Genomic DNA, 20,218 nt, shown 5'->3' with positions numbered 1-20,218 from the left:
TCACTATGTTTTCAGAATCTCCCATTAAACGCAGAAAATCTACCCGCATCAACGTGGGTAACGTACCGATCGGTGATGGCGCCCCTATTGCCGTGCAATCAATGACCAACACCGATACCATGGATGTTGATGCAACTGTTGCACAAATTCAAGCTATTCAAGATGCCGGCGCCGATATAGTGCGTGTTTCCGTGCCGACTATGGACGCCGCCGAAGCATTTAGAAGCATAAAAGAACAAGTCACCATTCCACTGGTTGCAGATATTCACTTTGATTATCGTATTGCTTTGCAAGTCGCAAAGTATGGTGTTGATTGTTTACGTATTAATCCTGGCAACATTGGCAGTGAAGAACGTATTCGCGCGGTAGTCGATGCTGCCCGTGAGCACAACATTCCAATTCGTATTGGTGTTAATGGCGGCTCATTAGAGCGTGATTTACAAGAAAAGTACGGCGAACCAACGCCTGAAGCGTTACTTGAATCAGCCATGCGCCATGTGAATATTTTGCGCCGTTTAGATTTTGATCAATTTAAAATATCAGTAAAAGCTTCTGATGTGTTTTTAGCTGTGGGAGCATATCGCTTACTTGCTAAAGAAATTGACCAACCTCTGCACTTAGGGATCACAGAAGCAGGCGGTATGCGTTCAGGCTCAGTGAAATCAGCTGTAGGCTTAGGTATGTTACTTGCCGAAGGTATCGGCGATACGCTGCGAGTATCGTTGGCGGCTGATCCAGTACAAGAGATCAAAGTCGGTTTTGATATTTTAAAATCACTGCGCATTCGCTCTCGCGGGATTAACTTTATTGCCTGTCCGAGCTGTTCACGTCAAGAGTTTGATGTGGTTAGTACCATGAACCAACTTGAAGAGCGTTTGGAAGATATCATCGAACCGGTATCAGTATCGGTTATTGGTTGTGTGGTCAATGGCCCTGGCGAAGCGTTAGTGAGTGATATTGGCTTAGCTGGTGCAAATCGCCGCTCTGGCCTTTATATTAATGGCGAACGTCAAAAAGCCCGAATTGATAACAACAATATTGTTGATCAACTCGAAGGTTATGTACGCGACTTTATCGCACAAAAAGAAAAACAGACCCCTATCGACATCAAAATCGTCGAATAAATACAATATAGTCGGCAAACAAAGCCGTTTGCCGTTTACCTTTATAGCTAGAACGCTATAATGACGGGTCAATTTTTAGCATTCTTGTTGTGTAGTCATCTTTTATTACGCAAAAAACAGTTTTTAGGATTTAGCAGTGGCAAAACAAATTCAGGCAATACGTGGAATGAACGATTGTCTGCCGGGCGATACCCAAGTTTGGCAGAAAGTAGAAAACATCTTACGCGAGACAGTAGCATCGTTCGGTTATCAAGAAATTCGTTTTCCAATTGTAGAATCAACCGATCTTTTTAAACGCTCAATTGGTGAAGTCACCGATATCGTTGAAAAAGAAATGTACACCTTTGCCGATAATAATGGCGACAGCTTAACACTTCGTCCTGAAGGTACTGCTGTGTGTGTACGTGCTGGTAATCAAAACGGCTTACTGTATAACCAAGAGCAACGCCTTTGGTATATGGGCCCAATGTTTCGTCATGAACGTCCGCAAAAAGGTCGCTATCGTCAGTTTCACCAATTTGGTTTAGAAACCTTTGGTATTGCCAGCGCTGATATTGACGCTGAAGTGATTTTACTGACGGCGCAATTATGGCAACAATTTGGCATCAGCGAACATGTTCGTTTAGAGCTTAATTCTTTAGGTTCAAACGAAGCTCGCGCGCAATACCGTGATGCACTTGTGGCTTATCTTGAGCAACATATTGATGCACTAGACGAAGACTCAAAACGTCGTATGTACAGCAACCCACTGCGCGTGCTAGATAGCAAAAACCCTGATGTACAAGCGGTTTTAGTTGATGCACCAAAACTGTCTGAACACTTAGATGCTGAATCAAAAGAACATTTTGAAAATTTATGTGAACGTTTAGACGCCGCAGGCGTCATATACACGGTTAATGAAAAGTTAGTTCGTGGCCTTGATTACTATAACCGTACTGTTTTTGAGTGGGTTACAGATAGCCTCGGCTCACAAGGTACTGTATGTGCAGGTGGCCGCTATGATGGCTTAGTTGAGCAATTAGGTGGCAAAGCAACGCCAGCTGTGGGCTTTGCTATGGGTCTGGAACGTTTAGTGTTAATGTTACAAGCATTGGAATGTGTTGGTGACATTCGTCGCAACGCTGATGTATATTTGGCAGCGATGGGGGACAAAGCCAGCATTCAAGCCCCTATTATCGCAGCTAAATTACGTGCTGAAGTACCTGGCTTACGTATCATGGTCCATGCCGGTGGCGGTAACTTTAAGAAACAACTTAAACGCGCAGATAAAAGCGATGCACTCGTTGCACTGATTATCGGCGAAGATGAATTAGAACAAGGCGTAGTGACAGTTAAGTATTTACGTGAGCGTAAAGAACAGGTCACCTTAGAATTAGAACAAATTAAAACGCTTTTAGCTGAGCTAATAAACAGCTAAAAAAGACGAGGTAGTAATGGATATTTATTCAACAGAAGAACAACAAGCTGAAGCGATCAAACGTTTTTTTCGTGAAAATGGTGTATCACTGGCGCTAGGTGTAGTGCTTGGTTTAGGTGGCTTGTATGGCTGGAAAGCATATAACCAAAATCAAATTACAACTGCTGAAAGTGCCTCTGATGCATATACTCAGCTGGTTGAAGGTGGTGAAGTATTAGGTTCGGCAGATACATTTATCGCAGAGCACAAAGATACTAACTACAGCGCACTTGCAGCCTTTGTTGCTGCTAAAGAAGCCGTAGAAAAAGGTCAACTTGATGTAGCCAGTGAAAAACTCAGCTGGATAATGACTAATGTTACCAATGCAGATTTAAAAGCAACGGCGACCACCCGTTTAGCTCGCGTGCAAATAGCACAGCAGCAATACGACCAAGCTTTAACAACGCTTAACGCTAAACTTGCAGATTCATTCACTGCAACAGTCGCTGAGCTTAAAGGTGATATATACACAGCTCAAGGCGATGCAAATCAAGCTCGCAGTGCTTATCAGACTGCTGCTGATGCGGGCGGTCTGGAGAATAACCCATTATTGCAAATCAAACTTGATGACTTAGCAGTAACTAGCCCAACGGCGTAAGGGGTTACCATGAAAAAATTAACAGCGGCAACCATAGCGCTATGTATGGCAACCTTAGTCGGTTGTTCATCAAGCGATGACGAAGACGAACTGGTATTGCCTGAAATCGTTAATCAGTTTGAAACCAAAGTAATTTGGCAAGAAAGCATTGGTGACGGTGTTGAACATTACTTTTCTCGGCTAACACCGGCGGTATATAAAGACCGTGTTTTTGTAGCTAACCGTGCTGGTAAAGTCGAAGCGCTATCGCTTGAAAACGGTAATACTCTTTGGGAGACTGATGTTCGCGAAAATTTGACCTTTTGGCCATGGCAAAGCGACATTAGTGCAAAATTATCAGGTGGTATTTTACAAGCTTATGGTAAAATTTTTATCGGCTCTGAGCATGGTTATTTAGTTGCCCTTGACCGTGAAACGGGTGATGTTGTTTGGCGCAAAAAAGTACCCGGTGAAGTGTTAGCAAAACCAGCTGCCGGTGATGGCCTTATATATGTTAACCTAGGCTCAGGTAAATTATTAGCCCTTCACCCTGATACCGGTGAAGAGCGTTGGAGCCATGAGCAAGAAGTCCCCGCATTAACACTACGCGGACAAAGCTCTCCGACCGTTGCTAACGGCGGTGTATTAGTTGGCCTTGAAACAGGCAAGTTAAGCGTACTTATCTCTGACAGTGGTTACTCTGCGTGGAGTGCTGAAATTGCTACAGCAAAAGGCGCATCAGAATTCGAACGTTTAGTCGATGTTGATACACAACCTCTGATCAGTGGTCCTTATGCGTATGCTATTGCCTATAATGGTAACTTAGCAGCTGTAGATATTCGCTCTGGTAATGTTGTCTGGAAACGCGAATACAGCAGTTACCGTGAAATTGCCATGGATACCCAAACTATTTACGTAGTAGATAGTAATGGTGTTGTTTATGGATTAGATAAAACCTCTGGCATTGAACGCTGGAGTCAGCCAGCCCTTCGTGGTTGGTACTTAACAGGGCCTGCGGTAGCAGGAAATTACTTAGCCATGGGTGACCAAGAAGGTAATCTACATTGGCTGAATAAAGAATCAGGCGAACTTGTATCGCGTGAAGACTTCGACAGTTCAGGCTTTTTTATTGAGCCAATTGTTGCTGACGACAAACTGATTTTATACACCCGAGATGGTGAAGTTAGTGCGGTAAAAATACCGGACTAATTTGCTAAATAACTATAAGTTATTAATAGTTAATTTATTTTTTTAAGGCTTCGCTATGCGAAGCCTTTTGTTGTTTTTTTAAGAGGTAGTTTATGCTTCCCGTGATCGCTCTAGTTGGGCGACCCAATGTGGGCAAATCCACATTATTTAACCGTTTAACACGTACGCGTGATGCACTCGTTGCCGATTTTCCAGGCTTAACGCGAGATCGAAAATATGGCCAAGCTAATTACGATGGCTATGAATTTATCGTGGTAGACACGGGCGGTATTGATGGCTCTGAAGAAGGCATCGAGATCGAAATGGCTGATCAATCGCTACTGGCGATTGAAGAAGCCGACATCGTATTATTCTTAGTTGATGCACGCGTAGGTATGACAGTAGCTGATCAAGCTATTGCCAACCATTTACGTAAACAAGAAAAGAAAAGCTTTGTTGTTGCCAATAAAACTGATGGTATTGATGCTGACTCAAATTGTGCTGAGTTTTACCAATTGTCACTGGGCGAAGTACATCATATTGCAGCCGCTCATGGCCGTGGTATTACCTTGTTACTTGAACACACCTTACAGCCTTTGCTTGCAGAGCTGAGTGCGCAAAATGATGATGGTAAAGGCGATGACGACGAGTTAATCGATTTATACTCTGAAGATGATGAAGATTCTACAGCGCATGAAGCATTTGCAGATAAGCCAGTAAAACTTGCTATTATCGGTCGTCCTAACGTAGGTAAGTCAACACTGACTAACCGTATATTAGGTGAAGAACGCGTTATTGTTTATGATATGCCGGGCACAACCCGCGATTCTATTTATATTCCAATGACTCGTAACGAAAAAGAATACGTGTTGATCGACACCGCTGGTGTACGTAAACGCAAAAAAGTCAGCGATGTGGTTGAGAAATTCTCAGTGATCAAAACCCTCCAAGCAATCGAAGATTGTAACGTGGTGCTATTGGTTGTAGATGCCCGCGCTGGCATTTCGGATCAAGATTTAAGCTTACTTGGTTTTGCCTTAAATTCTGGCCGCTCACTGGTTATTGCTGTGAATAAATGGGATGGCCTTGATGATTACGTGAAAGATCGTATTAAATCGGAGCTTGACCGTCGCTTAGGCTTTATTGACTTTGCACGCTTACACTTTATCTCAGCTTTACATGGTACAGGTGTTGGTCATTTGTTTGAGTCAATTGACGAAGCTTATGAATCAGCAACTAAGCGTATTAGCACTGCTATGCTGCGCCGCATCATGGACATGGCACAAGCTGATCACCAGCCGCCACTGGTTCGTGGTCGCCGCGTTAAGCTTAAATACGCGCACGCGGGTGGTTATAACCCACCACGTATCGTAATTCACGGTAACCAAGTACATGATTTACCAGATAGCTATAAACGCTACTTAATGAACTACTATCGTAAAGCATTAAAAATTATGGGCACACCTATCAAAATCGAATTTAGAGAAGGTGATAACCCATTTGCAGGACGTACTAATAAAGTGACTCTTTCGCAAAAACGTAAGATCCGCGCATTTAGTAAAGAAAATAGAAATAAATAATTGGTTATCTTGGTTAATAGCTAACATATCACGAATTATTTATTAAAATTATACCTTTCATTGCCTTTATGTGGGAATGAAAGGTATATTTTACAACGATACATTAAAAGATTTTTTCTAAAAATTATTTAATGTAGATAAAATCTGATTAAAGTTTTCACCTTTAATTGTAGTTCTATATTTATCTCTTGCTTCATTTATGTATTCATAGGCTAGTTCTTCTGCTTCAACCCAACCATAAACAGCTGTATCAAATTGCTTTGTATCCATTCCTGGAAATGAAGCCCTGATCAAACAACCTTTAGGCGCCATTGGTACACTATCATCAGAAAACGAACTATCGTTATATTTTAATTCAGAATAACTTGGTACAGAGTCATCAACATAATTGTTATTAGTTCTCATATCATAACAACCATTTCCAAAATGATATATCCGTCCTAGCTTAGCTGTATAGTTATCAGTTTGAGCACCTAAACTACTTAATCTCGATGCTAAAGATCTTGCTTGTGACTGTACATAGCCATAAGAAATGTAGCCTTGTAGTTTTCTTTCAGTAAGAACTGCAATTGACATGGAAGCAATAAGCGCATAACTAGAAGTTAAAGCATAAGATTTTGGATTATAGCTTTCCTTATAAGCACGATGGTTTTTAAGCGACGTGGTGTAGTCCAACAAAACAGGGAGAATTGATGTATCTAAATTACCACCCTGAGCTGAATTACGATAGTACTCAAGCGTGTCTCCAAAGGACTCAAATTGACTTTTGGCATCTTCAACATCGCTTGTTAAAACAATTCCGGAGACAATATTTTCTATTTTGTCTAGATCATCTTGATGAATACGAACTATTTGTGGACCAGTGTTGCCATTTCCAAACAATAAGCTTGTAATGAAAGATTTAGCTTCACCTTTAACCGCACTTTTAGCGCCATCCAAAATCCAGCCAGCTATCATGGCAGAACTAAATACAACTGTAGTAGCAATTTCAGCTTGATTATTATTTATATTCTCTTCCATCGCAGAATTATCTGCGAAAGTTGGTGCTGACATCATAAGTGCTAGAGTACTAAGTAAACAATGTTTTTTTAACATAAAATATCCTTAATTTATATTTAATAGTCTAATAAACTTTACCTTTATAAAACAAGCGGTGAGTTATAATTCAATGCATTGATGTGAATTATTATTTAATCCATATTTGGCTATATTGCATATTTTAATCAAAATGCCTTAAATTAATATTTGAGCAATTAACCACCACCTTTTGCCACCAAAAAACGTTGGTTTTATGGGTACAATTTACACTATCATTACTTTTGCACTGTAGTCAATGCTTGTTTTATATACAAAACCATTTGTTAATTGATACTTTAAACTAGGTGTTTTTTCGCTAAAAACTTATATATGTGCTTTATTTAAAGTATTAATAAACTTAAATAGAGTCATCAATGGAATTAATCAATCAGGTTATCTACGTTGATAACGTTGAAGAAACCTTAGACTTTTATTTTCAAGCGTTTGGTTTTGGCACTCATGCCCTCAGCGATGATGCCGAATATGGAGAGCTTGCTACTGGCGATGTAAAAATTGCTTTTGCGAATCACCCGTATGCTCAAGCCCATTTTAAACAAGGTTATATCCGCGCTCACCCAAAGCAACCAGCGCTAGGTTTTGAGCTGCGCTTTAGCTGTACTAATCTCAGTGAAAGTTACGATAAAGCGGTGCTTGCTGGCGCAGAGCCTCTTTGCCCCCCTAGCTGTAGAGGAACTCAATATTATGCCTACGTAAGAGCCATTGAAGGTACTTTGATCTGCTTAGTACAAGCCTAGCTCTTCATCAAAACAGCATTAAAGTTTAACTTTGTAGCAATATAAGCCACACGTAACTGTCATCTAATTTCCTTATCTTAGCGGTAATTTAAATAAGGAGATTAATATGAATACATTACTACTAACATTGATGCTACTAAGCCCAACTGAAGCGCTAGTGACTGAACAAGTAAAATTACAAACCGCTGAAACACTTAAAGTTATGCAAATTGAACAGCAGACACAGTTGAAAACACAAGTCATCGCCACATTAGAAAATATAGAATTGGTATTGCCTGTGGTTGTTGATAAGCAAATTTTAGCGAAAGTACAAAACGTAAAACAGCAACTTAACCAAGACTAAGTTGCTCTGCAGAGTTAGTCCAAAAACGAAGCTAAAGCGATTTCAACTAAACTCTCGGTATTTTTGTTGTGGTTTTTCTTAATACCTCGCTGGCTAAATCGATTAGTCGGTATTTCAAAATGTATAATACCAATCGACTTAAATATTTAACCATTCTAGCGAGCTAAATAAAGCGCTAACTGCGTTATAAATTTTTCAAGTAGAACAACTACATGTCAAAATTTACGCCTTGTTATCACTCCATTTATCTGTCGCTATAAATGGTCAGTAACTTAACACGATTGGTATAAAACCATGATTATTGGCTTGCTGGTTCACTAGTAATTGTTTTTCTTTCGCTGTTAAGTGATTGTCGTGAATTTTATTAAGTTCTTTTGGATCTAGCCAAATACCCGCACAACTTGGGCACTCATCAATTTCGACCACATGAAGAGGTGTAAAAAAGCGCCGCATCATCACGATACTCGGGCACTTAGGGCAATTAATTCGTGCCGTTAAATCAACGTCTGTGTCAGGTAAAGCAGCCAAATGCTCAGCAAGCACCAGCGCTCTTTTTAAAGATGGATCACTAAAATTAAAAATCTGGCGATTATCAAAAAATACCCCACCATTGGCGGATGAGAAAACCTCGATCCCCCCGACCATTAGTTTAGTGAGTTCTATATTTGTCCTTGGGCAGCGCATATCCAGTTCCTTTGCATTTTATTACTCATCGCAGTGAGATATTAACTCGGTGCAAGCGCCTTTTCAATTAGCGGTACTAACGGCGCTGGTAAAGTAATATTACCCGCCAACACAAAGTCATGTGCCTCAGTAGACATTTTTTGCCACGTACGTTGCAAAATCCCAATCCACTTTTGCTCATCGTAGTCTGGTTTTGTTTGCACAAATGCCAACATGTAATACTCAATAAACACTAAACTTGCGATATCTTCCACCAATTGACTATCAGGATTACGCTTGATTTGTTTTTTCGCAACCGCTGCATATACTCGTTGCTGATCAACATCAGAACAACCAGCTTGCTGCATTAATTCAACCACAGTACTGGCATGAAAAACATACAACGCACTGCGCCACTGATGATAGCCTTGTTTATCCATTGGAAAGTGACTTCGCGGCGAACACCAACGCTTTATGTGCTGTGCTCTCACAGCAATATGCATTAGCTCATCAGCATCAGGTTTAAAACGGTTTAACATCTGCGTCATACGCTCTGAATATAAACGCTCTTTAGGCCACACTTTACCTGCATAGTGTTCTTGATTTGGATCCTGACTATTTGCTTCATCAATTAACGCGATTACTTGCTCAAACATTAGTTTAGTCATCACTCTTAGATTTATAGGCTATTTTAATCAGCTCATTTGTAATTAGCTAGTTGAAAATATTACGAGTTATTTATTGTTACTTTATTACTGAGCATCAATGAATTGGGAACTAAATGACGACAGCCATCGGTCTGTAAAGTAATATATCTGAGGTTTAAATCGACCACGACACCTTTACAGCTCGCGACCTCGATGTTATCACCCAACTTAATAGGTCTATAAAGCACAACCATTATCCCTGCAACGAGATTTGAAATTGCATCTTTAAGCGCAAACCCTAACGCAAACCCTGTTAAACCCAAGCCAGCGACTAAACCAGTTACATCAAAATCAAGCTTAGAGAGTGCTAATATAGTGCCAATAAAAATCAAAATCGCTTTTTGTGAGTTTGAAATTAAACGAAACGATTCCGCGGCATGGCCATCAAAACGACGTTCAACCTTCTTCAGTGCAAAGTGAAAAACTAAACTTAAAACAATGCAGCCAACAAATACCAAAATAGCAGCAATAATTTGATCCCTTATACTTTTACTCTGTTACTGGATTAAATTGACTTAAATCTGAAGCAATAGACGCCTTTGGTTTTTCAACTAACCGCCCAAGCTCTTCGCCTGCTGTTAATACTATAATCGTTGGTGAATACTTTAATTGGTAGCGTGCTGCAATCCCTTCAGGATCGCGTTTATCATAACCGACAGCGACCAACTTTAAGCTGGCCAATGCCACCTTGGAGCTATCAAGTAATTTAAGTAACCGTGGTACTTCACGCTGACTATCGTGACACCAAGTGCCAAATAACACCAAAATATCTTTACCTTTGAGTGTTTGCATGGCTTGTGTATCGGCAACAGTTGGCACAAAGTTATTGTATTCATTGGAAAATTGCTGATGATCGTTAAGTAAATCAGCCGCACTTATCTGCCCTACAAACGGCTTATTATCTACAGCAAAAGACAGTAGCGGCACTAAACATACTGATAAAAAGAGCGCTATTCGTTTAAACATGATAATTCTCGGCTATTTATATTAAGTTGACTATACCCAAATCACAGTTTATTGCGAGTGCTATTACCCGTTTGTAAATTAGCCAATCTTGCTGCTATTAAGTAAACATTTAAAAATGGATTTTAAATTTATTATTATAAAATTTATAAGCTTGATATTACCTATAAACAACTGCTGCTGCATTGTTTTAGCACGCTAAGTTAAAAATGATGAAAATACGTTCAATTAGTCATAAATCTGCAATTAAACTATAGGATAATTTCCATTCGATTTAATTAACCTAGAAAAGACGACTGACCTCAATGACCACTCCTTTAGTGCGCTTGAACTTTGCACTGCAATCTTTTGAAGATCCGCTATCAGCTGCCATGGCACATACTATGGAGTACGATACGCTGCATCTAAATGCAAACGCGCAGCATGAAATTACACTGCTTTGTGTATTACCAGAAGATGCGCATGAAGGCGACACTATTTCGTTAAGTGCAACACATATAGCAGCGCGTGATGCACGTTACTTTATGCAATACACACTGCGTCTGAGCGATATAGAAGCCGGTACGGTAAAGCTGACACTTGAAAAAATAACTCTCAGTGATGAAAGCGACGAATATGTGCTGCAATTAATGTTGCATGGTTTACATGCCACCCTCAAAGACAGTGCTGAATTTGATGTCGCAATCAAGGAATATGGCGCAGGTTATATACCACAATACGAGCCGGCTCTAGTTTCTAAAAGTCATTCACTGCGCCAATATATGACAAGTTTTAGTAGTTCATTTTTATCATTATTTTAATCCGCAAAGCTGACTTTACCCATAGTAATGGTGGGTATGCCCTGCGCTTGATTACCAAAACGTTGCTGGCCACCCGCTAAGCATTCGTTCGCTAAAATCGCAAACAAAACTGCTTCTTTCGCATCTGGGTCGATACCTAGAGCATGGGTATTTTTAATCTCATGTAACTGTGGGCACAAAGATAAAATATGCTTCATCAACAGTGGATTATGTATTCCCCCGCCACTGGCATAAACTGTAACATCGGCTAATTTTTCACTGCATTGATTAATAGCCTGTGCAATCATCATCGCCGAAAATCGATTTAGTGTTGCCATCACATCTTCGTGGCTTAGCTGTAGGGTGTTGGTTGTCGTTTGTGCTTGGTGTAAATAAGCCAAATTGAAAACTTCAGGGCCTGTCGTCTTAGGAAAGTCTAAATTAAAAAATTCATCTTGGCATAACTCATCCAACAGCGGCTGATTTATCTGGCCTTGGTTGGCAATTAAACTATCTTTGTCATAATGAAGCGGCGCAAAATAACGCTGTATATAAGCGTCCATAATGGTATTACCTGGGCCAATATCAGAGCTAAATACAGCGCTCGCATCAGCAGATTGTGGTAAAAAAGTCAGGTTAGCAATGCCACCCATATTCAGTAATATACGATTTTCAGTTAAGCTGCTAAAAAATAAATAGTCGCCATATACCGCAAGTGGTGCGCCTTCTCCGCCCGCTGCAATGTGCTTTTGTCTAAAATCGCCAATCGTGGTAATACCTGTCGTAACCGCTAAATGGTCGCTATCACCTATTTGCAAAGTGCCATGATTAAAATCGCTCTGGCTATGCTGACTTTTAGGGCAGTGATAAATAGTTTGCCCGTGACTTGCAATCACATCAATATCAGCTGCAGCAACTTTCCATTTAGCTAAACACTGCAATACCATTTTGCCATGTAATTGCCCCACCCAAGGGTGAAGTAAAGTAACTAACTCCAAATCACATTCGCGCTTGGCAAATACTGTTTTTATTTTCTGTTTATAGTCATCATCATAACCAACGGTGTCAAAGGCTAACACATCAATTTGGGTGTCCATGCCATGCCCTGAGACTTTGCACAATGCAACATCTAGCCCATCTAATGAAGTCCCACTCATCAGACCAATTATTAATCTTTGTTGTTTTTTAGCACTGTTATACAGTTGTAATATATGCTGATGCATTCTTTTTACCCTTAAAAATCAAAATACTAATGAATGTACATTCACTTCAAACTAAAGAATACTTTATACCTTAACTTTAAACATTGAAAGAATAATTATTGCAAATACGTTAAAAATGCTTTAAAACTTACCAACACACTGAGTGTACCGACAACGATAAAATTCATAATAGCAAAAAATACATAACCACGGGAACAGACCATGAAACACTGCAAACCTAACTCAATGCGCCCACTCCACCTGCTATCACCAATTGCACTGGCAGTTATTGCCACTACTAGCCCTGCTTTATTGGCCGCTGAACAGCAACAAGTGCAGCAAAAAAAACCTGAAGTAATTACGGTTACTGGCTCGCGAATTCAGCGAACAGAATTAGTTTCAAGTAGCCCAGTAGTGAGTGTTGACGAAGCACAAATACACCTAGATCGCGCGGTGAATGTAGAAGATATTACCGCAAAATTACCACAAGCCGCAGCGGGCGCTAATAGTACAGGTGCAACGGTAGGTGACTCATTTGGCTCATCGACTATTGATTTACGTGGTCTTGGTCAAAACCGAACTTTGGTATTAATTGACGGTACGCGCGCTGTGCCATTTAGTTTTCGTAACTCAGTTGACGTCAATACAATTCCTGCCGGTTTGATCAAACGTGTTGATGTTTTAACTGGCGGTGCGGCTGCTGTTTATGGTGCCGATGCAGTAGCTGGCGTGGTTAACTTTGTGCTTGATGATGACTTTACCGGCGCTGAGTTTTCAAGTAGTTATGAAACAGCTGATGGTGGCAATGAAAAACTTAATTTTGAAGCCATTTTTGGTGGCGATATAGCTGATGGTAGTGGCCATATTACTGGCTACCTTGGTTATTCTGAACGTAAAGAATTACTTGCTGGTGAACGTGATTATGCCTTAGATAATGGCGCAACTATGATTAATAGCGGCGGGTTTTACACCGATGTTGCCAGCGGCAACAGTTTAGCGATTAATGATGCAGGGCAAGTCGTGAGCGACCGTCAAACCAGTGACTTTACCGGCGACCGTTATTTAACTCAGCCAATGGATAGATTTTCTGCTGGGTTATTATTTGATGTAGATGCCAGTGACAGCGCAATCATTTACGGCCGTGCTATGTATTCAAAAGTAACCGTTAATGGCGCCGGTGCTAGCGGCCAAACACCTATTCTTGTTAATGAACAAGTAACCCTCACACAAGATAACCAATATATTCCTGATGAACTACGCCAACAACTCACCTTTGATGCTGATGGAAATGCGCTAGTCAATGTTGAGCGTAATTTAGGCCTTGGCGTTCAACATACTGAAGCCGTGCGTGATTCATTACAATTTCAACTGGGTTTAAAAGGCGATATTAACGATTATTTACGTTACGACATTTATGGTCAATACGGTCAAACTGACGAAGTCGCTACAATTTACAACAATGGCTATAAAAATGATAACAGTGGCAACAGCCGCTTTGGCAATATTTCCAATAGCAGCGATATTTTTGATCCTAATTTAGATCTAAATGAATTTAGCGATCCACTGTTATATACCACCCGTGAACGTACTCAAAGTGTATTTGCTGCAACTCTCTCTGGCGATTCTAGTGCCTTATTTGAATTACCTGCCGGTTATGTCGATTTTGCAATTGGTTATGAGTACCGCAAAGAAACGGGCAAGCAAACACCGGGAGATGCATTTAGAAATGGCACTAGCTTTGCCTCAGTTAGCGCATTTGATATGGACGCCAGCTTCGACAGTAGTGAGTTTTATGCAGAAATTTTAGTGCCGATCTTAATTGATATGCCATTTGCAAAAGAACTTAGTTTTGAAGGTGCTTACCGTATTTCTGATTATTCAAACACCGAAGCCGAAGACACTTATAAGCTTGGCATAAACTGGGCAATTAACGATGACATTCGTATTCGTGCTAATAAGCTCACTGCATTTAGAGCACCAAACTTAGGCGAATTCGCAAGTCCGATCACGGGGTTATCATTAGCTTTATTTGACCAAAATAGTGACCAATTTGTACCACGCTTTGCTGGTCGCTTTAATGGCGATCCATGTTTGCTAGGTACGGGGGACGCAGCGCAATGTGCCGCTTTTGGCGCACCGCCAGTAGGCACTGAGTATGACTCAACAACAGCCGAGTATACTTACGGCGGTAATCCGAACATCAAGCCTGAGCAAGCAGAATCAGATACTTTAGGTGTAGTTTATACTCCAAGTTACATTGAGGGCTTTGACCTATCACTTGATTACTATAGCATTCGTGTAACCGATGCGGTAAGTCAAATTCAACCTGCTGCAGCATTACAAAGCTGCTATATCGACGATCCAAATCCGAACAACCCATTGTGTGGCGCAGTACTTCGCGATCCTAATACAGGCTTTATTAGCACCGCGATCGTAAATGACTTTAACCTTGCAGCGATTGAACAAGCTGGTATCGATTTAGCAGCCAACTATGTATTTGATGCACCAATGGATTTAGGCGGTCGCTTTAGGCTCTCATACCAAGGTAACTTTGTAACAAAACAAACTCGCCAAAATAATAGCACCGTAGCCGAAGTTGATTGTAAAGGTACTTACGGTAGCGCGTGTTCAGGCGATTTTGCGAGTATCTTACAAGCCGATTATAAACACCGCGCCACCTTTGATTGGCAGCTAGATACCATGAACTTCCAATTAGGCTGGCGCAGAATCGGTGAAGTAGACTACGCTGTAGATAGAACAGAAACAATTTCAGCACAAGACTACATGGACTTTGCTGCATCGTGGCAAGCAACCGACACTATCGCGGTTAACTTTGGTATCGATAATCTATTTGACAAAGCACCACCAACACCTGACATTGGCGCTAACCACTTTAATACTGTGAGTGATTACAGTGTGATTGGCCGTACAGTGGGCGTTGCAGTACGTTACTCACCGAGTTTTTAGTTAATCCCCAATTGCCTATAGCAACACAGGATTAAACCCTTAAAGCGCACCCTGCCCGGTGCGCTTTTTCTTGGTTCAATTTTAATCAAACCTATGCAGCGATAGAAACCGTAAGTTTAACGGTTAAGTAAAGGTGCGGCATAGTTGCTCAGTGCTCGCGTAAGATTTGCTAATAGTGATTGTTGCATTACACTTTGCTTGCTAAACAAGGCATTACTCAAACTGTATTTCTATCGGCTCGCTAAGCATTTCATCACGGCTTACAGCAACAACTCGGATATGTGAAAGTGCAAGTCCATTGTTGTTATTCTCAACTGTGATTGAGCGCATTATTGATGGGTAAATTTTATATTGCCAATTATCGCCATATTTAAGATAAACAAGCGTTTTAAATACATGCTCAGGTTGCGTATGATGCCAACTCAGTTTTGTCACCTGTGCATATTGGTTATAGCTCACTGCAGGTTTATTGACCTCCTGAACTGGTAACCAATTTGATAGTGGCAGTAATGCTTGATGTTGAAACACGCCCTTTTCTATCACCTGAGAAAAGTCAGCGTTTTCTAATGATTTTACATTCCAAAATACAAAGCCTGGCGAGTTATTAAGCATCGCCCGATTGATCATAATTTGGTTAACGACTTCGTCGATTCCTGCATCCGTATTTGCTATCAGTGTGTTGATACCTGGCCATAAATGACGATTTTGAGTATTTTGCAATTGCCACCACGCAATTAACAATGGATAGCTTTGCGAGTATTGGTTGATAGGCCAATATAATTGCGGAGTAAAATAATCAAGCCAACCTTCATTTAGCCATAGTTTGGCATCGGCATAAAGCTTTTCATACTGATCTAAACCACGGATCGTGGCCGGTTGCTTTGGACGATATATCCCAAATGGACTAATACCTACTTGTACATGTGGCTTCAGCTGCTTTATTTGCTCATAGAGCGTTTTTGTAAATTGATTCACGGCAGCTCGACGCCAATCACCTTTACTTAATTTACCTCCTTGTTTTTGATAATCTAAATATTGGCTTTGATCAGGAAAATCTTCACCTTCATTATAGGAAGGATAAGGGTAAAAATAATCATCATAGTGAAGGCCGTCAATATCATAGTTTTCTACCAACTCTAGTAACGTCGCAATACTATAATCGATCACTGACTGATTAGTTGGAATGAACCAATGCATACCATTTTTAAGCTGCACGACATCTTCAGCCATTTGCATACTAATTGATTGTTCGCTGACAATTCCACCTGATGGGTGATGAACGCGATAAGGATTGAACCACGCATGTAGCTTTAAACCTCGCTGATGCGCTTGTTCAATCCAAAACTGCAAAGGATCATAAAATGGTTCTGTGGCTTTCCCCTGCTCACCGGTTAAATAGTAAGACCATGGCTCAGTTGAGCTTTGGTAAAGTGCATCAGCTTGTGGCCGAACTTGAAAGATAACTGTATTAAAATTATTCGTTTGCAGCGTATCTAATATTTTTATTGCTTGACGTTTTTGCTCATCAACAGGCAAGCCTGGTTGCTGCGGCCAGTTAATATTCGCAACAGTCGCAACCCATGCGGCGCGAAATTCACGAACAACATCTTCGGTATGAATAGTTGCAAGCAGTGGGTTAGGTTGTTGTTTAGTATTAGGTGTTAAAGGAGCGGACTGACAAGCGATTAAAGTAACAGATATGAGCACAGAGAAAATTACTCGGATCATCATTGATTTCCTGACAAGTGAAAAAATATAGCCGATAGTGAGGACTATCGGCTATTTATATCGTATATGGGGGGAATTAAAATTTATACTGGGCGCCGAGTAAGAATCTACGACCATAATTATGAATAGCAAGTGGACGATTGCTATCTGACATACCAGTGCTGTTACTTGACATTGAACGCTGGTCTTCATCGGTTAAATTAATGGCTTGAAATACCACATTCAGATTATCAGTCACATTGTAGCTAAGGTTCAAATCATATTGACCAAAGTCATCAATGTACTGGTTGAGTCCTAAATAAGTTGTATAAAAGTATTCAGAACGATAAGTATATGAAACCCTTGCACTAAAACCCATATTCTCGTAATACACTGTGGCATTGAAGGTATCTTCTGAATTATTAGGCAGAACGGCTTCTTCTCCTGCAGCGACCTGCTCAGCTGTTTGCTCAAGCTCTGCATCTGAGTAAGTATAGTTAGTTTGAATACCAAAACCATAACCTAGCTTTTGCGTATAATTAACTTCAAAGCCTGAGTTTTCGCCGCCTAAACCATTTAATGGTTGAGTGATCAAGAAAGTACGCAGTTCTTCAGCACCGGTATCTGGATCAGTCCACATCCACTCTTTATCAACAGTGCTATTTGTAATGTATGAATCGATATCTTTATAAAAGTAAGCTAATGATAAGATAGATGACTCATTAAAATACCATTCAGCTGATAAGTCATATTGCGAAGCACGATATGGTTTTAAATCAGGATTACCTTCATTACCCTTACAGCCTGTTGCTGCAGTGCAATAACCACTTTTACGAGCGGATAAAAAATCATAATCAGGACGAGACATAACTTTTGCTGCAGCAAAACGCAGGATGATCTCATCACTGTAATCATAAGCGATATTTAAACTCGGTAAAAAGTCGTCATAACTAGTAGAAAAACCAACTTCTTCGATATTTTGCGGATCAAAACTGCGGCCCGTATATTGTAGTGACTGCGAGTCAACATCGGTTTTGACAGCTCGAACACCTAAGTTACCGCGAAAATCACTAAATGAAAACAATGCTTTAACGTAACCTGCAGTAATGCTTTCTTGCAAGTCATATGTATAATCTAGATGTTCATAAGGCGCTGTTGATGGTTCGGTAGAAGCAATCCAATGACTATAAGCGGCATTATCAAATTGCCATAAAATGGCATTCTCACCCCCCATAAAATCATTAACTGTGGTAGTTGCAAACTGGCCTAAATTATTCGTACTGCCATCAGCCCCCTTTTTAGGATAATTTGCTTTAATTAAGTTTGCGGCTTTACTGTGTTCTCGGTATTTGACCCCAGTTTTTATCGCCGTAAAGTAATCATTATCGAGTCGATACTCAAAATCAAATTGCACATATTTCTCATCGGAATCATTCGCGATATCATTTTTATGATTGTAGTCTAAGCGATAATCGGCAGGCGTAAGAGAATCTGATAATTCAACTTCTGGCATGCCATTTTCTATGCTGTACGAAGCGTCAGTGTTTGCGTAGTACTCTGAATATACGTCACTTACTGCGCCTTCAGCTTTACTATAGCCAAACTGTGTTGTCAGAGTGTAGTTATCTTTTGCATAGGTAACTTTAATATCGTGAGCTTGAGTTTTAAATTCACCTTGGTATCCGGCATTTCCGTAATAGCCTAAATTATTATGGGCAGGTAAAGTCCCAGCAATCACAGTCCCATCGACAATATCGGCCTGCTCAATATTGCCGATGTTTTGTAATATAAAACCACTCGAATAAGTACCGTATGACTCATGCTCAGATTTTGAATACAAGTTATTAAATAAAATATCTAAATTTGCTGAAGGTGCGTATTGTAAGGTAGCCGTAATGGTATTTAAATCCGAGTCACTGGCATAGCGATTATAACCTACCGCACCAGGGTAATACTCATTATTGCCATCACCGTTGGCATCAACACTGCGGTAACCAAATCTTACTTCTTTACTGTCTCTTTGGGTTGCGAGTTCTTTGCGCACAAAGCCCACATTAAAACCAAAGTCTTCATCTTCATTTTTCCAAGAGTATAAACCTGAAATATAAGGTTTAGTTTCATCGGCATTTTCAAAATGAAATGCTTTCACTGACAGTGCCGCATAGTTAGATTCACTGTCCAGTGGCTTGCGTGTTCTAACCACCACAGTGCCGCCAATTGAACCTTCATCAACATCAGCCTCAGCTGACTTAAACACTTCTAAAGTATCGACTAACTCTGCAGGCAAAAGTGAATAGTTAAAACCACGTGATGGACGAGTGATAGACGCTGATGCCGTCGCTGAAGCAACACTCTGACCATTTAATAAGGTAATGTTTAGATGGGGTGCTGTACCACGAATACTTACTCGGTCACTTTCTCCGCCTAAGTCTTTTTCAACTTGCACACCCGGAATACGTTGCAGGGCATCTGCTACCGTTTGGTCAGGGAATTTACCGATATCTTCTGCAGATACCGCATCAACAACACTGTTAGCAAACCGTTTCATATTGAGGCTCTTCTCGACAGACGCAGCGTAGCCTTTTACCTCTATACGTTCGATATCTTCTTTTGTTAAGTTTTCTTTGTCTAATTGCTCTGCATCATTAGCAAAAGCCGTACTAGAAGCTGAAATAACCAAAGTGGCGAGTAATGATTTTTTGAATTGAGCTGTAATTGTGTGGAATTTATTATTCATAGTATAAGCATTTAACCTTTTTATATTGCAAAGTACTTGTACGGCTTCAGCTAATTTAAAATAGCTAAATCAAGACATATTTTATAGTTTTGTTACCTGCTGTTAACTTAGTCAAAAAAACACACAAGGTCAATATAATTTATTCCAAAATTAATAAACATTTGCAATTTATAATTCCAAAAATACACAAAATGTCCTTTAGTCGCTATCTAAATAAAGCACTTAAATTTATGAAAAATGAGAGCCTTATAAATAAGTGCAATTAAAACAAAAGATTAACGATATAGTGAACTTCGAGGTTAATTTAAATTACGCAGTAGTAAGATACCGTAATTTAAATTAGGTTGGCGCAGAATTGGCAAATTGGACTACTTTGTCGATAACTTAGGGGGC

At 40.2% G+C, this 20,218-nt stretch carries 16 protein-coding genes and 1 pseudogene; 9 read left to right on the top strand and 8 right to left on the bottom strand.

All coding sequences use genetic code 11. The features are described 5' to 3' along the window. Positions 1–5: 5 nt before the first annotated feature. The 5 genes from ispG (at position 6) to der (ending at position 5,925) form a co-directional block, all read left to right on the top strand. Entirely contained in the window at positions 6–1,124 is a 1,119-nt protein-coding gene (ispG, locus tag H5187_RS10180; protein ID WP_145239699.1) for a flavodoxin-dependent (E)-4-hydroxy-3-methylbut-2-enyl-diphosphate synthase, read from the top strand. Between the two features lie 136 nt (positions 1,125–1,260). Then, positions 1,261–2,541 (top strand): histidine--tRNA ligase, encoded by a 1,281-nt coding sequence (hisS, locus tag H5187_RS10175; protein WP_145239702.1) that lies wholly within the window; start codon positions 1,261–1,263, stop codon positions 2,539–2,541. 16 nt (positions 2,542–2,557) lie between these two features. Next, positions 2,558–3,178 carry a tetratricopeptide repeat protein gene (locus tag H5187_RS10170; RefSeq protein ID WP_149981918.1) on the top strand — a complete coding sequence of 207 codons (621 nt, stop codon included), beginning with the start codon at positions 2,558–2,560 and terminating at the stop codon, positions 3,176–3,178. A 9-nt stretch (positions 3,179–3,187) separates the two neighbouring features. Beyond that, positions 3,188–4,366 (top strand): outer membrane protein assembly factor BamB, encoded by a 1,179-nt coding sequence (bamB, locus tag H5187_RS10165; RefSeq protein WP_182797822.1) that lies wholly within the window; start codon positions 3,188–3,190, stop codon positions 4,364–4,366. 92 nt (positions 4,367–4,458) lie between these two features. After that, positions 4,459–5,925: a ribosome biogenesis GTPase Der gene (der, locus tag H5187_RS10160; protein ID WP_145239710.1), complete on the top strand. Its 1,467-nt coding sequence runs from the start codon at positions 4,459–4,461 to the stop codon at positions 5,923–5,925. A gap of 117 nt (positions 5,926–6,042) precedes the next feature. On the opposite strand, the gene H5187_RS10155 is transcribed toward der, so the two are convergent. After that, positions 6,043–7,020, bottom strand: a complete 978-nt coding sequence (locus H5187_RS10155) for a hypothetical protein (RefSeq protein ID WP_182797821.1) — start codon at positions 7,018–7,020, stop codon at positions 6,043–6,045. Between the two features lie 356 nt (positions 7,021–7,376). On the opposite strand from H5187_RS10155, the gene H5187_RS10150 reads away from it, so the two are divergent. Continuing rightward, a complete protein-coding gene (locus H5187_RS10150; protein WP_182797820.1) occupies positions 7,377–7,757 on the top strand; it encodes a VOC family protein in 381 nt (126 codons plus the stop codon). Positions 7,758–7,863: 106 nt separating this feature from the next. Continuing rightward, on the top strand, positions 7,864–8,100 hold the full coding sequence (locus H5187_RS10145) for a hypothetical protein (RefSeq protein ID WP_182718269.1): 237 nt from the start codon (positions 7,864–7,866) through the stop codon (positions 8,098–8,100). A 279-nt stretch (positions 8,101–8,379) separates the two neighbouring features. On the opposite strand, the pseudogene H5187_RS10140 reads toward H5187_RS10145, so the two are convergent. The 4 genes and pseudogenes from H5187_RS10140 to H5187_RS10125 form a co-directional block, all read right to left on the bottom strand. Next, positions 8,380–8,784 (bottom strand): annotated as a pseudogene (locus H5187_RS10140) (zf-TFIIB domain-containing protein); the annotation flags it as partial. A 41-nt stretch (positions 8,785–8,825) separates the two neighbouring features. Then, entirely contained in the window at positions 8,826–9,419 is a 594-nt protein-coding gene (locus H5187_RS10135; protein ID WP_182797828.1) for a DUF4202 domain-containing protein, read from the bottom strand. Between the two features lie 71 nt (positions 9,420–9,490). Further along, positions 9,491–9,928, bottom strand: coding sequence for a mechanosensitive ion channel family protein (locus H5187_RS10130; protein ID WP_182797819.1), 438 nt, complete (start codon positions 9,926–9,928; stop codon positions 9,491–9,493). 31 nt (positions 9,929–9,959) lie between these two features. Next, positions 9,960–10,436, bottom strand: coding sequence for a thioredoxin family protein (locus tag H5187_RS10125; protein ID WP_145239740.1), 477 nt, complete (start codon positions 10,434–10,436; stop codon positions 9,960–9,962). 302 nt (positions 10,437–10,738) lie between these two features. Between H5187_RS10125 and H5187_RS10120 the strand changes: the two genes are divergently transcribed. Then, positions 10,739–11,233: a hypothetical protein gene (locus tag H5187_RS10120; RefSeq protein ID WP_182794372.1), complete on the top strand. Its 495-nt coding sequence runs from the start codon at positions 10,739–10,741 to the stop codon at positions 11,231–11,233. On the opposite strand, the gene H5187_RS10115 is transcribed toward H5187_RS10120, so the two are convergent. Further along, positions 11,230–12,435 (bottom strand): anhydro-N-acetylmuramic acid kinase, encoded by a 1,206-nt coding sequence (locus tag H5187_RS10115; protein WP_182718263.1) that lies wholly within the window; start codon positions 12,433–12,435, stop codon positions 11,230–11,232. The genes H5187_RS10120 and H5187_RS10115 overlap by 4 nt on opposite strands. Positions 12,436–12,636: 201 nt before the next feature. On the opposite strand from H5187_RS10115, the gene H5187_RS10110 reads away from it, so the two are divergent. Beyond that, the gene (locus H5187_RS10110; protein WP_182783953.1) at positions 12,637–15,381 is read left to right on the top strand and encodes a TonB-dependent receptor domain-containing protein; all 2,745 of its coding nucleotides are present in this window, start codon (positions 12,637–12,639) and stop codon (positions 15,379–15,381) included. Between the two features lie 213 nt (positions 15,382–15,594). Here the strand turns inward: H5187_RS10110 and H5187_RS10105 are convergent, their stop codons facing one another. Next, positions 15,595–17,112 (bottom strand): glycoside hydrolase family 10 protein, encoded by a 1,518-nt coding sequence (locus H5187_RS10105; RefSeq protein WP_259401721.1) that lies wholly within the window; start codon positions 17,110–17,112, stop codon positions 15,595–15,597. Between the two features lie 73 nt (positions 17,113–17,185). Further along, entirely contained in the window at positions 17,186–19,825 is a 2,640-nt protein-coding gene (locus tag H5187_RS10100; RefSeq protein WP_182794373.1) for a TonB-dependent receptor, read from the bottom strand. Positions 19,826–20,218 lie beyond the last annotated feature (393 nt).

Origin of the sequence: Pseudoalteromonas sp. SG44-1 (assembly GCF_014164315.1) — a bacterium.
Lineage (GTDB): Bacteria > Pseudomonadota > Gammaproteobacteria > Enterobacterales > Alteromonadaceae > Pseudoalteromonas > Pseudoalteromonas rhizosphaerae.
Note: the sequence above shows the minus strand (reverse complement) of the source record. Positions and strands in the feature narration are given on the sequence as shown.